8 protein-coding genes, 2 tRNA genes and 1 pseudogene are annotated in these 15,385 nt (G+C 66.5%); 7 read left to right on the top strand and 4 right to left on the bottom strand.

The window, feature by feature from the left end; genetic code table 11:
• The first annotated feature begins 42 nt into the window (after positions 1-42).
• The 3 genes from NE2_RS26555 to NE2_RS26540 all read left to right on the top strand — a co-directional run bounded on the left by NE2_RS26555 (position 43) and on the right by NE2_RS26540 (position 2,876).
• Complete coding sequence (locus NE2_RS26555; protein WP_063030454.1) at positions 43-396, top strand: phage tail fiber protein; 354 nt, start codon at positions 43-45, stop codon at positions 394-396.
• A gap of 54 nt (positions 397-450) precedes the next feature.
• On the top strand, positions 451-1,899 hold the full coding sequence (locus NE2_RS35955; protein ID WP_146165363.1) for a hypothetical protein: 1,449 nt from the start codon (positions 451-453) through the stop codon (positions 1,897-1,899).
• 632 nt (positions 1,900-2,531) lie between these two features.
• A complete protein-coding gene (locus NE2_RS26540) occupies positions 2,532-2,876 on the top strand; it encodes a hypothetical protein (RefSeq protein ID WP_063030448.1) in 345 nt (114 codons plus the stop codon).
• A 17-nt stretch (positions 2,877-2,893) separates the two neighbouring features.
• Here NE2_RS26540 and NE2_RS26535 read toward each other — a convergent pair.
• Positions 2,894-3,028: pseudogene (locus tag NE2_RS26535) on the bottom strand (MerR family transcriptional regulator); the annotation flags it as partial.
• Between the two features lie 397 nt (positions 3,029-3,425).
• Positions 3,426-3,498: transfer RNA gene (locus NE2_RS26530), tRNA-Lys, on the bottom strand.
• Positions 3,499-3,846: 348 nt separating this feature from the next.
• Here NE2_RS26530 and NE2_RS26525 point away from each other — a divergent pair.
• From NE2_RS26525 to NE2_RS26515, 3 genes are all read left to right on the top strand, one after another.
• A complete protein-coding gene (locus NE2_RS26525; protein WP_084494346.1) occupies positions 3,847-5,031 on the top strand; it encodes a L,D-transpeptidase in 1,185 nt (394 codons plus the stop codon).
• Between the two features lie 362 nt (positions 5,032-5,393).
• The gene (locus NE2_RS26520) at positions 5,394-6,854 is read left to right on the top strand and encodes an alpha/beta fold hydrolase (RefSeq protein WP_218018668.1); all 1,461 of its coding nucleotides are present in this window, start codon (positions 5,394-5,396) and stop codon (positions 6,852-6,854) included.
• Between the two features lie 477 nt (positions 6,855-7,331).
• Positions 7,332-7,934 carry a hypothetical protein gene (locus NE2_RS26515; protein ID WP_146165362.1) on the top strand — a complete coding sequence of 201 codons (603 nt, stop codon included), beginning with the start codon at positions 7,332-7,334 and terminating at the stop codon, positions 7,932-7,934.
• 9 nt (positions 7,935-7,943) lie between these two features.
• On the opposite strand, the gene NE2_RS26510 is transcribed toward NE2_RS26515, so the two are convergent.
• The gene (locus NE2_RS26510) at positions 7,944-13,490 is read right to left on the bottom strand and encodes an FHA domain-containing protein (protein ID WP_167356784.1); all 5,547 of its coding nucleotides are present in this window, start codon (positions 13,488-13,490) and stop codon (positions 7,944-7,946) included.
• Between the two features lie 130 nt (positions 13,491-13,620).
• Here NE2_RS26510 and NE2_RS35950 point away from each other — a divergent pair, with 130 nt between their 5' ends.
• Positions 13,621-15,222, top strand: a complete 1,602-nt coding sequence (locus NE2_RS35950) for a WXG100 family type VII secretion target (protein WP_146165361.1) — start codon at positions 13,621-13,623, stop codon at positions 15,220-15,222.
• A 60-nt stretch (positions 15,223-15,282) separates the two neighbouring features.
• Here NE2_RS35950 and NE2_RS26495 read toward each other — a convergent pair.
• Positions 15,283-15,355: transfer RNA gene (locus NE2_RS26495), tRNA-His, on the bottom strand.
• Positions 15,356-15,385 lie beyond the last annotated feature (30 nt).

Below are 15,385 nucleotides of genomic sequence, written 5' to 3'. Positions count from 1 at the left end.
GCCCGGACTCGTCAACCCACCCAGAAGAAATGAGGAGCCGTCATGGCTATCGCCGTTACCGCTACCAAGAACACGCTGTGCAACGCCTACGCCGGCATCGGCGGCGCGAACACCTACGTTTCCATCCACACCGGCGACCCCGGCACCAGTGGCGCCAACGAAGCCACCGGCGGCTCGCCCGCCTACGCCCGGGTAGCGACGACCTGGGGCGCCGCGAGCAACGGCCAGGTATCCGGTAGCCAGGTCACCATCAACCTGCCCGCCGGCACCTACACCTACGCCGGGCTGTGGACCGCGGCCTCCGGCGGCACCTTCATCGACAAGGTCGCGATCGCCTCGACCACGCTGGGTTCCCAGGGAACCCTGCTGGTGACCCCGACCTTCACCATGACCTAAGCCGAAACCCTCAACCACAACTGAATCGGAGGCGCTGTGACAACACCAGTACAGGTGATCGCGGCGACACTGCCGGCGCCACCGACCGCAGCCCCCGCGGCGCCGGCGCCACCGATCGGTGCGGTGCCGATGCCGACGGCCCCGCTGATCGTCATCGACGGCACCAAAGTCCCGGTTATCCGCCCGTATGCGCTCGCAGCGGTAGCAGGTCTGGGCATGCTCGCCGTCGCGGTCACGCCAACCGCGAGTTCACCCGCGGGCGGCACCGGTGTCGGAATGTTTGCTGCGGCAACCACTTCCATTAGCACTGTGGGGCCGACATTCACCGCATCGGGGAGCACGTCGGTCGGCATTGCGGCAGGGAGAGGAAGCGCGATCGTCGTGTCCGCTCCCTTCGGCGGTGCGGGCGGCTTGGTCGCCAGTAACGCTGCGTACGGCGGCATCGGTGGACTTGGTCTGTCGATTCTGCCGAATTCTCAGGAATGGCCGTCGTTCTATGCGTCCGGCGCGGCGACAGCCGCGCTCAGCTATGTCGCATTGTTCTCGGGGGCCGGTTCCACCGGCGCGCCGTATACCCAATCGGTGGGGCTGATCGAGAACCAAACAGGTACCGGCGGAGCTACCGCCATGGTCGCTATCCGCGGAAGTGCCGTGCTTGCAGCACATTTCGGCGGAGTCGGGCAACCGGCATCAACAGCGGCGGCTGCAGTGCCGCTCACATATGCGAGTGGCGGCGCGGGTGCGTTGAGCGCCCCGACCGGCGCAATTGGGGCGGCTGGAAGTACAGGCGCCCTGTCCACGCTCTTGGGCGGTCCCGCAGTGTTCGGCAGTACGGGAACCGCCGTCGCGACCGTCAGCATGCCGGCCGCTTTCGGCGGTTCAGCAGTGCTGACGGTGACCGACACGGTGGTGGAAAAAGCCGCGTTCAGTGGTAGCGGTGCCCTTGTGGGCCCGAATACTTCCGGAGCCGGGTCCGGTGTGGGCGCCTTGTCGGTTGTTACCGGTGGTCTCGCGTTGTTCGGGACTGCCGGAACGGCCGCTGCAGCCACCGGTGGACCGGTCGTATGGTCGGGCACCGGGGGTCTGTCCGCTGTGGTGACGCCGGGTTTCGCGCCCGTCGGGATGACGAAGAATCCCACGCAGCCGACGTCGAATACGTGGACCCAAGTTAAGGGGTGGGTGGCTGATACGTCCACCTATCCCGGATCCGCCACAAGTTCGGATGCGCTTGTGTCCCTGGGAGGAAAGGCTGCGGCAACGGTGACCGGTACGGTCGCATGGACTGCGGGCATGTTCGGAAATTCGATCCAGGTACGTCTGAAGAAGAACGGCACCGTGATCGTGACCGGCACGACCAGTAGTTCCAGTCCGTCGACCGCGACCACATCGGTCGCCGTGGCCAACGGCGATCTGATCACCGTCGAGATGATCGACAACAGTCAGTGGTCGGCGTACGCGGCGACCATCTCCTCGGGCGCGGGCACTTTCGTGCACATCACCTGAGGTCCACCGCGAAATGTGCCCCTGTCTCCTGAAGGAGACAGGGGCACTTCGCATTTCGAACCTAGATGTTCTTCTTCGAACACTCAATGTGCGACGCCGACCGGCCTATGGTCGGTCTCGGAAATCTATTAATCATCCTTTTGGGTCATGGGCGCATTTGGTATGCGTTCGCCCCTGTGGCTGGCTTGCCAATGCCAGTCCGTGGCGGCCTCGCGCGCACCAATCCTGATCTCTTAATCTTCAAATTCATTTCGAGCATTGGCCAGTGAGGTGTTCCATGGGCTCGCCACCATCCGAAAGCTCAACCAACCCTTATCTCAACGATCCGCTGTGGACCTCCCTTGCTGCAGCGGATCGCCAGCGCAAGCAGCAGAACCAGTCGCCGACGTCCAGCGGCAAAGCTTCAGCATCGGAGTCGGCGTCACCGAAGGCATCGAGCGAAGTGGGAAATTCGGCCCAGCTGCAAGCTTTGGGTCTGACTCCGCAGGCGATCCGCAATCCGGGGCAGAGCGCTGCGGCGCAGAACAGTCGCAAGGTCGCGTCCGACCCTGTTCTAACGCCCATTCTGACGGAGGCGGAGCCTTTGCCTGGCACCAAACCCGCACCGGCCTGTCCGTGGCAGGGTGAGGTTCATGGCCACACCGCCGGAATCGACCAAGACCTCACTGCGGCAACGACTGGCTGCACACGCCGCGCAACGCTGGCCGCAACTGGCCGCGGTCCACGTCCGATACCACGGCGCGTTCGCCTACGTCACCGGAGAACTCGCTGACGGCACCCGGCTGCCGCTGATGCGGCTGCGCTACACCGGATATGCCACGACCTGGGGATTCGTCATCTACCTCGCCAGCCGAGAAGGCTGTGAGAACTCCATCCTGCCCAACGGCCGCCCCTCTGGCACCCCCGCCGAAACCCTCGACTGCGCCTGCGGCCTCTACCTCAACGACCCCACCGCCTGGCAAACCCCGACGAACTAACGGGCGCACCCACTAGCGCGGGCACCAATGTCGACCTGGCCCTGCCGAATCCACTTACGGACCGTCTCCGGCGTCCCCACCCCGAGCAGATCGGCGACCGCTTTCATCGCGGCCCACTCCGACTCGTGCTGATCACGGATCTCGGCGAACATCCGCACGGCCCGCTCACGCAACTCGACCGGGTACTTCTTCCTCGACGACACGACTCCATCCTCTCTGACAGATGATGAAGTCTCCGGACATCCCGGGGAGTCACCGTCGTCACCAGTGCGCCAGGCTAGCGGCCCTAGGTGCCACGGTGGCAATGGTGGATGCGGGCCTGCTTCGGATCAGGCGCTACGACCCGCGATCACGGGATATCCCCACGACGGCGGACTGTATGCGCGATGCATCCGGAGATGACAGCCGCGTGTGGGCAGCGCTGCAGAAGGTGCGAGACAGAACCATGCGCCGACAACCCTCGGTCGGCATCTCTTGGTGTATTTTTGGTGGCCGACCCAAAATTGAGGCCTTGCAGTCCGGTCAACCTGGTGTGACCTGGGATGTAAGTGCGCCATCAGGGACTCGAACCCCGAACCCGCTGATTAAGAGTCAGCTGCTCTGCCAATTGAGCTAATGGCGCTTGGACCTCCGGATCGGGCTGTGGGCTCCGTTCCGGTGCGGGAGAAACCATAACAGTTGGGTGCGCGGAAAGTGAAATCGCCTGTTCAAAGGCTATTCGAGAAGGCATCGTGATCTTGGGTGAATGCGGTAACGGTTGGCGGGCCGGAAGGGATGAATCGGACGAGAGTGTGCGGGGCCGGCGCGTCGTGTTCAACCGGTTGCGACCCTTCCACCTGGCAGAATAGGTGGGCGTGGTCTCGACCGATCCCCGCATGCGTGGTGGGTTGAGCAGCGTGGCCGGTTTTCCCGGTTGCGTACGAGGCATGAAACGGGGTTGCACATGGGCGGACGTCGAGGCTCGCGGCGAATGAGAGCGCCGGCGGCGTGGTTGGGCGTGATGTCGATGCTCGCGCTCGCGGTGACCGGATGCAGTGATTCCGGAGCCGCGAACAGCGGACCGGCGATCGAGGCGGCTTCGGCCGTCGACCTGGTCACACCGAAGGTGCTGACGCCGGTCGCCGACGGGGCGGTCGGGGTGTCGCCGGGCGATCCGATTCCGGTGAAGGTGGACAACGGGAAGTTGACCGCTGTCACGTTGCTCACACCCGAGGGCAATCCGGTGGCGGGGCAGATCGCCCCGGACGGGACCTCGTGGCAACTAACCGAACAACTCGGCTTCGACCGCACGTATCGCCTGCAGGCCGACGCGGTCGGAATCGGCGGCACCACCTCGACGACAATCAGTTTCACCACTCTCGCGCCGCGCAACAAGACGCATCCGTGGTTGCTGCCCGGTGAGAACGCGGTGGTCGGAATCGGTCAGCCGGTCGCGATCCAGTTCGACGAGAACATCCCGGATCGCCGCGCCGCGCAGGATGCGATCAAGATCACCACGACGCCGGCGGTGGAAGGCGCGTTCTATTGGGTGAACAATCGCGAAGTGCGTTGGCGCCCCGAGCATTTCTGGGCTCCGGGAACCAGTGTCACGGTTGACGTGAACACCTACGGCCGCGATCTGGGTGGCGGGCTGGTCGGTGACTCCGATATCCATTCCAGCTTCACCATCGGCGATCCGATGGTCTTCACCGCCGACGACAACACCAAGATGGTCACCGTCGAACGCAACGGCCAGGTGATACGAACCATGCCGACCTCGATGGGCAAGGATTCCACGCCCACCCAGAACGGCATCTACATCATCGGCGACCAGTTCGACCACATGATCATGGATTCGTCCACCTACGGTGTCGCCGCCACCGGCCCCAACGGCTATCGGACCCCGGTCGACTGGGCGACGCGCATGTCCTACAGCGGCATCTTCATGCATTCGGCGCCGTGGTCGGTCGGTCAGCAGGGCTATTCGAACACCAGCCACGGCTGCCTCAACCTGAGCCCGGCCGATGCCCGCTGGGTGTACGAGAACGCCAAACGCGGCGATATCGCGATCGTCAAGAACACCGTCGGTGACACCCTGTCCGGCGTCGACGGACTCGGCGACTGGAATATCCCGTGGGCGGAATGGAAGGCGGGCAACGCCGACACCAACCGCTGACGACGGCGAGACGAGCGGGCCTTCCGGATATTCGGAAGGCCCGCTCGTCGTTCGGGCTCCACGCGGTGATCGGACGCTACACTTGCTTCCGCCAATCCACTCCCGCGAAATCCGGGGCCGAGGCGCACAACACTCCGGCTCCCCGAAATCGCCTGTGTTCGTGGATCTTCCGGAGCGATCGCCGCTCCGCTGCGTGGTTGGCGGTGGCTCCCGTGTGATTCGGTCTCGGCTTGCTGAAGGGTCAGGTCCTCATGGGTGGTGGAGAGCGGTACGCGGTCACGTCTCCTGGGTGTCGTCGTTCTCGTGGTCGGCTGCGAGAGGTCGGCGGGGCTGTCGCGTCGGTGATCGTTGCCGTACTCGCGGTGACGGTGGCCTCCGCTTCCGGTATCGCGGTCGCCGAACCCGCAGACCCGCTGGCGCGCTTTCATCGGCAACGTCTCGACTGGGGTGTATGCGATGATGCGGCCCTCGTAGCGGAGGGTGCGGTCTGCGCGGATGTCGCGGTGCCACTCGATTACGGCAGCCCGGACGGGCCGATCATCAGCATCGCGGTCTCGCGGATCCCGGCGAGCGATACGGCACACCGTCGCGGTGTGCTGCTGACCAATTCGGGCGGACCGGGGACGCCGGGGCTCGATGCCTTCGAACTCGTCGGTGATGTTCTCGAACCGGATGTGCTGAGCCGCTACGACCTGATCGGATTCGATCCGCGTGGCGTCGCCCACTCCGGGCGGCACCAGCGATGCGGCTGGCCGGTCGCCACCCCGATCCGCTCGGCAGGTATCGGATTACCGGGCTTCGTCACCGAAACGGCCCTGCAGGCACGGCTCGCCGCCGACTGTCTGGTGGGCGGTGACCTGAACTGGATGCGGCAGCTCAGCACGCGCAACACCGCCCGCGACATGGACGTGATCCGTGCGGCACTGGGCGAGGACCGCATCAGCTATTACGGCGTGTCCTATGGCACGTATCTGGGCGCGGTCTACTCGCAGTTGTTCCCCGGCCGATCCGACCGCATGGTGCTCGACAGTGCCATCGATCCGCAGCGCTACTGGCTCGGCTTGCAACAGGACTGGGGCCCGGCGGTGGAAGCGGCCTTCGACGACTGGGCCGGCTGGGCGGCGACTCGCGATCGGCAGTACCACCTCGGCGATTCCGCGCCCGAGGTACGCCGGCGAGTCGAGGCCCTCATCGACCGGGCAGCGCGGTCGCCGATCGTGGTCGAGCGGTTCGGCTTCGACGATCACGTCCTGCCGAATCTGCTGTGGACGATGTTGCGGGACGCGCGATTGAACGAGGCGCTGGCGGCATCGGTACGGGCTCTCGCCGACGCGGCGGACGGCCGCGCGCCCGAGGTGCCTCCGCAGCTGCACCAGCAGATCGAGTACTACGAGCACGACGAAGATTCGGTCATGGTGCAGATCTGGTGTGCGGACGCACCGATGCCCGCCGATCCCGCCTGGTACTGGAATGCGATCGAGGCGGCTCGCCCGAGCCAGCCGATCTTCGCGGCACTGGCCAACAACGTCCAGCCCTGCGCCTTCTGGCCACCGCCGGTGGAGCCGCCCACCGTGGTCGACAACGATGTGCCCGCACTGATCCTGTCCGCCACCGGCGACAACCGGACGCCTCACGAGCACTCGGTGGCACTGCATCGACAGATGTCGGGGTCGCGCTTGATTACCTTGGCCGACACCAGGATCCACATGGTGCTGCGTCCGGGCTTGAGCACCTGCGTTCTCGACACGACCAACGACTACTTCCGGGACGGGGACTTTCCGGAAGACGATCGCACCTGCCGCCCCACCACACTGATCGAATGAGCCGTCCGACCGGTGTGCGCTCGATCGGGTCGGCCGGTAACCGCGGGTACCGAAGGCAACCGTGACGCGCACTCCGATTCGGCGTCGATGACCGAGTGATCGTGGCGCGCCACCGTCTCGGCGAGAGAGCCACCGAGGTGGTGAGCGCGATTCGCGGGTTTGTCTTCGCGTTCGCCCGCGAAGGCGCACGAAAGCCCGCAAGGGTGTGGACAGGAGTCGGCTCGGTCGGATCGCGGACCGTGGTGGCGATTGCTGGTGCGGGTGGACGCGAGTGGTGTCGAGGTGTTCGGTGATCGCGGTGAGGAGCCGTTCCCCGGCGAGCAATTGTTCGCGCCGGAGGCTTACCTGGCCGACCTCGAGACTTTTCCGCGGAACCGGCTTCCGGTGTGGCTCGCGGCGTACGTCGGGCGTGGCGGGTCACAGTCGAGGCCACCGCGGCAGGCCGCCGAGGGGATGCGGAGGGACCGGAGTGAGGGCGTGCGTGCGGTGCCGGTGAACGGCGAGTTGCCGGATCTAGCGGTGTTGTGGGCCCGGTGGGCGGTGTTGTCGGCGGCTTTCGTGGCGGCCGGATCGGAGTGGGGGCCGCGAGTGTGTCCGTCGGTGGGCGTATTCGAAAGCGCGGGACACAGCGGTTCGACCTTGACTCTGTTGCCCGGTGGCCGGGCGGTCTTGTCGGGCGGTGTATGGAACGCACCGGTGTTGGATGCTGTCTACAACGCGGGTGCCGTGCTTCCGAGATTCTTTGCGGGCGAAGCCCCACGCGAAGACGGCAAGGTCTTGGGGCCACTGGAGATTCCGCCGCAGCGCACCGAGGCCACAACGCGAGCGTCGAGCCAGGCAGGCGCGGCGCAGACAACGTTCTCTACACCCTGGACCGCACCCGTGACGGATACCGAGACGCAACGGCCCGCCTCTTCCATCAAGGTTGTCACTGCTGCGTACCGCACCCCGTGGACAGCCCCGCCCAACACCTCACCCGAGCTGGAGGCGCTCGCGGCCGCCGCGACGGCAACCGGCGCATCACGAGATGATCAGAAGTCGGCGGACGCGGACGCCGGCGCGGGACGGGACCTGTCCTGATTCGGTCGGTCAGCGACGGGGGGCTGCACGATACGGATGCATCGGGTCGATGCCGTTGCGGAGGAACAATTCGTGCACCTTCTCACGAAAAGTGCCGAGCCCGCCGCCGCCGTCGATTGTCGAACGCATAGCCGCGAAAAGCTGCCGCGCCTGCACCTCACCCAAGTTGTTTGCCGGGGTGCGGTCCATGACACCGATGCCGTACCCGGCTTGGTGCATCATCGCCGGGATATCCGGGCGGAACAGGTAATGCCTACCGTCCTGACGGTATTCGTTCAGCCACTGCACCAGCCGCTGGACAGTACCGGCATCGTTGATCGTGATCACGATGCCGTCGGCCCGGTCTACGAGCGGGCCCTTGACGGCGATATCGGTGATCCCGGGGAAGTCCGGGTTGCCGAGGACGTTGCGGACGAGATCGCGTAGCACCGACGGTGCCGCGTCGACGCCGACATTCACCGCAATCTCCGTACCCGCTCCGTCCACGGCACCGGGCCGGGAGAAGTGGAGGTAGCCCACCTCGTCCGGAGCGAGCTGGTCGAGCCGCTCGGGCGCGGGTAGACGCTGCCCGGTCGGTGTTTCGAGAGAGATCATGTGGTCGTCGGAAACACCGACCGTGCTTGCCAATTCACGGAGGAATGCTTGCGGGTGGTATGAGACGTTGCGGACATCGCTGCTATGGGCCCGAGCCTCGATGTTCTGCCAGCTGTCGATCGATTCCCTGTTTCGCCACAGGTCCAGCACGAAGTTGTCCAGGCTCTCGCGTGCTGGGTCCGGCGCCAGGACTCCGTTACGCAGAAACGACAATTCGCGCAACTTCACCACGTGGTCGAACGACATCGTCAGTGGCATTTTGCGCAACAATTCGTCGAGTCGCCGTGGCTTCGCGAACACCTCGGGCCATGCGGCGACGGCATCGTGTACCGGCTGCCGGAGTTCGTGCACTACTTCGGAGGAGTGCGCGGTGAGTTCGTACCCGTGACTCAGGCGGATCACCGAGCGATCCCCGATCGGAACCTGTTGACCCGGGGGGATGGGTTCACCGTCGACGAACGTGCCGAACGTGGACCCTTCGTCGCGGATCCACAACCGGCCCTCGTCGTCCATTCCGATGGTCGCGTGTCGCCGCGAGATGCTGTTGTGTACTGCCAGCCTGGGTAGCAGCGGTCCTTCTTGGCGTCCGAGCACGACTTCGTCGCCGGGCGCCAGCCGGAGTGGGGGGCCGTCGTTGTTCGCGGAACGAACGAAGGCGACCGGTGGCATCGCCATCAGTTCGGCTTCCGGATTCTCCACCCGCACGGTCGTCTCGAAGCGGCCGATCCGGAGCGTATCGCCGGGCTCCAGCGGCACCTCCTCCCGCGGCGGAATCCGTTGCCCATTGATGTAGGTGCCGTTGGTGGAATCGGTGTCGGTAACCAGGAGCCGGCCGTCTTCGCCCATTTTGATCTCCGCATGGTGGCGGGAGGCATAGTCGTTCTCGCGCAGTCCGGGAGGCAGCCGCGGGTCGCCCTCCCGGCCCAGTGGGATCACATCCCCGGGAGACAAGGGGATGGGCGAAGCCTCGTCGCCGAGCCGGAGGAAATGCTGCGGCGGATCGGCCGCCGGCGTCGGTTCCGGCGGCCGAGCGGCGCCGGGATGGACCGGACCGTCCGGTTCGGCAGCTACCTGCTGTTCCACCAGCGGACGTTCCGGATGGAAGCTGATCGTCGTGCGGAAGTCATGACCGAGCTGGACAATATCGTTGGGGCCGATGACCCGCATCTCGCCGGGTGTCAGGCGCTCGCCGTTGACGAAAGTTCCTCTGCTGGAACCATTGTCGGCGATCCATACCCGGCCGTCCCGGAACACCCCGACCCGGGCGTGGTTACGCGACACACTGCCGTAGTGCTCGAACAAGGTCGCGCCGGCTGCGCTTCGGCCCAGCACGATTTCCCCGCCGGTGGTCACATCTCGTAGGTAGGACGCCAGACCGTCATGGCGCGCCAACGTCAGCCTCCCCGGCACTCGCTCGGCAAGCGGAGCGTCGACCCCGTACTCGCCGATGGGACGGCTGGGCATCTCGTCGTGATCGGCCGATCGATCGTGCAGATTGTCGTCGATGGGGCGCAGCACACCGTCGCCGTCCACCTGATGCGCGATCACCCACGCCTTGTCGACCTCGGAATGCAGTTGGAGTTCGCGCCACCGGCTCAATTCCAGGGGCCCGCTCACGAGTGGGTCGAAGACGACGATCTCGTCACCGATCCTGCTCATCTCGACCCGGTAGGTGCCGTATCCGTTGTCCAGTACGACGGTATAGCTGTCGGCGACCACGCCCGGCACGACATCGCCGCGGTCGTCGCGGGCGATACCGTTTCGCAGGTCCGCGGTGAGCCGGTCCAGCGGATTCAGCCGACCCGCTTCCGCGTCGACGACCGGCACCAGGCGGCCGCGGACACTGCCCTCGAGCGTTTGCCAGTCGAGCGGCCCGTCGGGAATCGGGAAGACATCGTCGGCGCCGAGTTCGGCGAGGGTGCGATTGCCCGCCGGATGATGGTCTCCGTCCGGCTTCAACGCTCCGAATCGGTCGGACAGTTCCGGTATGTAGCGCGAGACGTCGTGGCCCAGACCGATTTTCGCCATGACGTTCAACATCGGATTGGGCTCACCGAATCCCGCGCGGGCAGGGTGCCTCGTGCCGTCGACAGCTGCCAACCGCGGTCCGTTGTCGCTGTTCAGTCCGGTGATCGGCTCGTTCTTCCTGGTGTTGCTGGTGTAGCGCGACACGTCGTTGGGAAGATTCTCCGGTGGTGGCCCCTCCTTCGGATCGACCGTGTAGATGGTGTGCAGCCCCTCTTCGCCCACGGCCGCGTACGCGGCCGCGGAGGCATGGTCGAAGGTGATGACGTCGTGGCCGCCGGCCACATCCAGTTCGATTCCTGCGGCGACCAGATCGGGATCGACCACGCTGTGCTGCTGGTGAACAGCATTGCCGACCGCGATGTCGCGGCGCAGTAGCGGCCCTCGGAGGGCATCGCCCGCGGCATTGTCACTCTCCGGCCCACGCACCCAGGCGATGACGGCCACATCCGCATCCGGCCGCATCTGCTGCATCCGGTCGTAGAGCCGTTTCGCCGTCATCCAGTTCGCGTGATAGTCCGACGTGAACAGGTTGGGGTGGATCGGTGTCACCACGTAGACGCGTTTGGTGGCAGTCGCCGCATTGCCGAAGACGAATGCCGCTTCGCCGGTAGCCGGGTCGAAGTCGCGCATATTCACCGCCATCGACGGGTCCATCGTGATGGCATCGATCAGCTGTGGTGTGCGGGCGTATTCCATCAGTTCGTCGCGGGTGAAGCCCACACCGCTCTCGGCCTTGGCGATCAGAGTTCGCATGCGCGCGTTGAGGACTCGCAGCGATGCCTGACCTGCCACATCGTCCGGAATTCCCAGCGCCCGCGTCAGAAGTTCCGGGTGGGTACGCAGAACTGCTCGCTGCAGTCTGCTCAGACCGAAGCCGGAGCCTTCGAACCGTTCCTGCGCAACGCGGGCACGCAGACCATCCGGAATCGACTCGTCGCTCAGACTCCGCCACCATGCCAGGTTGTTGAGTGCCTGCGCGCGTCCGTGCGCGGCGAACTCCTCGGCGCTGACCTCGCCGTCTCGATACGCCGATGGATCCATCGGCAGCAGCAGTGCCCCCGCCTCGGGACCCCCGGGGATCCCGTCGTCGGCACCCGGGAGCCGGGAGAAGGCGTGATCCGCGAGCGCGCGGTCGTTGTCGTTCGGCGGGTCGCCCTCTTCGAAGTTCCAACCTTCCGGCGGTGGTGGCGGCGGGATATCGTCGCCCCCACCGATCATCTGCTGAATGACGAACTGATCGACCGACTCGTCGAATGGAGTGGGCTCCCTCCCCGGAAGCGGTCCGTCCTCGCCCATCCCGCCCTCGTGCTGGGCCTTGACCACGGCCACGGGGCTGTCGCCGACTTGGTGATCCGACATCGCGTGCGGCGCGGGCGACGGGTCGGCGAGCGGGTGACGCGATTCGTCGCCGAATCGAGAATGCGCGAGACCCGGAATCTCCGATACCGGTTGCCCGTCGTACCGTACCGCGATCGGCACTCTCGGTTCAGGGGTGGCGCGATCGCCGCCGGGCGTACGGCCGGGGTGGACACTGTGGTCGATCGGAGCCGGCGGGCGGTCGCCACGCGCCGAAACGGCAGCGCCTCGTCGCGGCGGTTCCCGGCCGGGACCTTCCGTCGGATGCGCCTGCTGTCGTGCGGTCTCCCGATTCGCGAGACTTCGGGCCGGAGCGACGGAATCCCCAGGGGCTCGGGGCGCCTCGGCGAACAGATGACGCCCGACCACGTGCAGGGTCCGGGCAGGTTCACCGCTGCCGGTGGTGTGCAGCCGGGTGAGACGTGCGGCCGCCGGGGTATCGACCACGGCGCGGAATGCCCGAGTACCGTCGCCGAAGGTGAGTTTTTCTGCCGTGATCGGCGCCTCCCCCGGTCGGCCGCGCAGAGAAACGTGTTCGATCCGTACCGGACTGCCCGAGTGCAGGAGTGCCTCGACGCGCGGACCGAAGTCGGTCGGTCCGCGGCCGGCAACCGGCTCGTGCCTCGCCGGTCGCGGCGGTCGTAGCGCGCCGGACGCAGCGCCTATGAAGCCACCGCCGAAACCGGTGATCGCGGAGTCGCGAACGGCTTTGAAGAGGTCACCGAGGCTGTGGATGTTCTCGTGATGCAACACCAGAGAGGGCACTGCGCCGGCGATGCCGCCGCCGAGCCCGCCGACGCCTCCGACGACCATGGTGCGGCCGACGAGCGAGGCGATGTTTCGGGTTCCCCCACCGACGAGGTTGCCCATCAGCCGCGGTGCCACGCGCCGGCCGATTTCGGCGCCGACCACGCCGCCGAGGGCACCACCCGCGGACTGTTCGAGGAATGCCCCCACATCGAAGCTCTTGCGGTTGCCGTCCATCAGATCCCACGCCTGGGCCCCGGCACTGGTAACGCCGCCGAAGAGGGCACCGACCTTCGCGGCATGGACAGCGCCGTGCAGGGCGGCGCGGCGGGCGGCGCCGGCGACCACCTCGCGACCGACTTCTGTCGCGAAGCGCTGCGCAATCAGGCGCATCTCGGCCTCGGCGGCCATCCGGTCGGCGAGCGCCTTGAATCCGCCGCCCTGGAAGAACAGCAGCATGTCGTAGGTGACCTGGGCGCCGAGCACGATTCCGGCCACGATCAGGAGATGCTGTGTCGACAACGTCGAGTCGGCCGTACTGTGAAATTGCATCCCCAGGCTGTGGTGAAGCGCAGCCTGGTTGCGCAGCACCGCGGCCACCGCGCGGTGCCGCTCGGCCAAACCGGATCGAATCGCGCCCTCGATCGACGCCTCGGCTTCCGTGGCCATCGCGCAATAGTCGTCAGCGGCAACGGTCAGCGCCTTGCACAGGTCGAAATGGGCGTCACCGCAGCGGCGCATCGGGTCGACCAAGGTGGCCGGCCAGTGCCCGAGAACGAGGTCACGCAGGAACGCGGGAACCTCGGTCAACATGTGGCTCGCATCAGGCATCCGCAGCGACCCTTCGATTCGTCCAATCATCTAGGTAGGTCAAGGAGTTGCCGATCGTCTACCAGCCGCTATTCCCAATGATGGGGATGATCGTTGTGGAGCGGTGAAATAGACGCGGGAGGAACTATCGATGGGCGATCAGTTCTGGGCCGACCTCGACCAGCTCCACGCGTTGGCGCCGGAATTCGATCGAATCGGATCCGATGTCCATGCCGCCGTGGAGCGGTTACGCCACGCGCTGGCGGCCGAGGGCGCGCCGTGGGGGGACGACGATGCCGGGAAGTCGTTCGCGAATTCTTATTTGCCAGAACAACAACGGTCGATGTTGGATCTGAGCGACCTCGTGAAGGTGCTCCAGCAGGCCGGACCCGACCTGCGTCAGTTGGTGACCAACTTGGAGGACCAGGACCGGGCACTGGGGCAGCAGGTCGGCGACCGGATGCCCGGAATCGAGCCGTCGCGGCGGGAGGCGACGCCGAGTGTCACTCCGCCGGCGCAACCGTTGCCTTCCTCGGCGCTTGCGCCCGGGCCGTCCGCCGTCGAGACAGGGAAGCCGCCGGCCACGCCCCGGGTCTCCCCACCCGGTGGCGGGGGCGGATCCGGCGCGCAGCAAACGCCGGTGTCCTCCGGCGCACAACCACCTTCCCGTGCCGCATCGGGCACCCGGAAACCGTCGAGCGAGGATCCGCGTACCGGGGGCAATCCGACGGGGACGCCGCCGGCCGCGGCATCCTCGGCCCGGAATTCCGCGAACCCCAGCGACGTCCGGAAAACCGCGGCCGCGGCGTCGACGCCCTGGCAGGCGGCGCCACGACGCGACGTCGATGCCGGTGTCCGTATTGCGTCGACGGCGGAGGCGGGTGGGAGAGCCGCTGGCGATGCGGCGCGCACGTCGGCATCGTCGCGCACTCCCTGGTCGACGCCGAGCTCGGCCCGGGCTGCCCCGCGGGTATCAGCCCCGGAATCGGGTTCCCCGCCGCGCGCTTCGGGTCCGCGGGGAACGAAACGGCCGGAACGGGAACCCGCTTCGTCGAAGGTGGGGAAACCTGCCGAGTCGTTGGCGGCCCGGTTGGCGCGCGAGCTGGCCGAACGGCACGGCGTCCAGGCTTTCGGATTCGAAACTCCCGGTGTTTCCGATGATGTGCTGCGGGAACTCACGGTCGCCGTGCACGACGTCCTGCCGATCTATCCCGCCATCGATCTGCGGGCAATCGGGCTCGATGAACTGCCCGAGGGCGAATTGACGCGGTTGGAATGGGACGCGGACGGTCCCGCCCCGTATACCGTGCGGATCGTGCTCGCGGCTCGGGCCGCGGTCGATCCCGGCGGGCTGGAGCGGACCGTGGCCGCCGCCGAACGGCTGGGCATGCTCGCGCCGGGATCCGGGCAACGACCGGTGTACTCGTCGATTGTGCGGGAACTGGGTGGTGCTTTGGATGTGGCAGGCGGCTTCGCTGCCCGTAGCGTGGCCCATCGAGCTTTGGTGGCCACCTATCTCTCGCGTCCGGACACGGCTGACCGGGGCTCGCTCGGGCGCGTGGTCGCGGGCTTCCGGCGGTGGCGCGCACAGCTGAGCGGTCGCAGTTTCCAGGGCGACAGGTTCGATCCGGCCGCGGCGCTGAGTGAGGCGTTCACCGATGTCGTGCTGAACGGAGAGGCCGTCCCCCCGGCTCGGGTGCTGCACGGGGTGCTGGCAGATCAGGGACGCGTCGCCCGCGCACCGCGAAGGTAGGGACGGGGACGACGCTGACGAAAAGGGCCGGACCTCCCTGCGGAGGCCCGGCCCTTGCAGGGTGACCGACGGGACTCGAACCCGCGACAGCCAGGATCACAACCTGGTGCTCTACCAACTGAACTACGGTCACCATTGCCGGTAACAACCGGCGCGCTAGATG

The sequence above is a fragment of the Nocardia elegans NBRC 108235 genome, assembly GCF_001612845.1.
Classification (GTDB): domain Bacteria; phylum Actinomycetota; class Actinomycetes; order Mycobacteriales; family Mycobacteriaceae; genus Nocardia; species Nocardia nova.
This window is presented reverse-complemented; position numbering and strand designations above follow the sequence as displayed.

Excerpts from the sequence above, each read along its gene's own strand:
- NE2_RS26555 (WP_063030454.1), top strand. The coding sequence starts at position 43 with ATGGCTATCGCCGTTACCGCTACCAAGAACACGCTGTGCAACGCCTAC.
- NE2_RS26540 (WP_063030448.1), top strand. The coding sequence starts at position 2,532 with ATGGCCACACCGCCGGAATCGACCAAGACCTCACTGCGGCAACGACTG.
- NE2_RS26525 (WP_084494346.1), top strand. The coding sequence starts at position 3,847 with ATGAGAGCGCCGGCGGCGTGGTTGGGCGTGATGTCGATGCTCGCGCTC.
- NE2_RS26510 (WP_167356784.1), bottom strand. The coding sequence starts at position 13,490 with ATGCCTGATGCGAGCCACATGTTGACCGAGGTTCCCGCGTTCCTGCGT.
- NE2_RS35950 (WP_146165361.1), top strand. The coding sequence starts at position 13,621 with ATGGGCGATCAGTTCTGGGCCGACCTCGACCAGCTCCACGCGTTGGCG.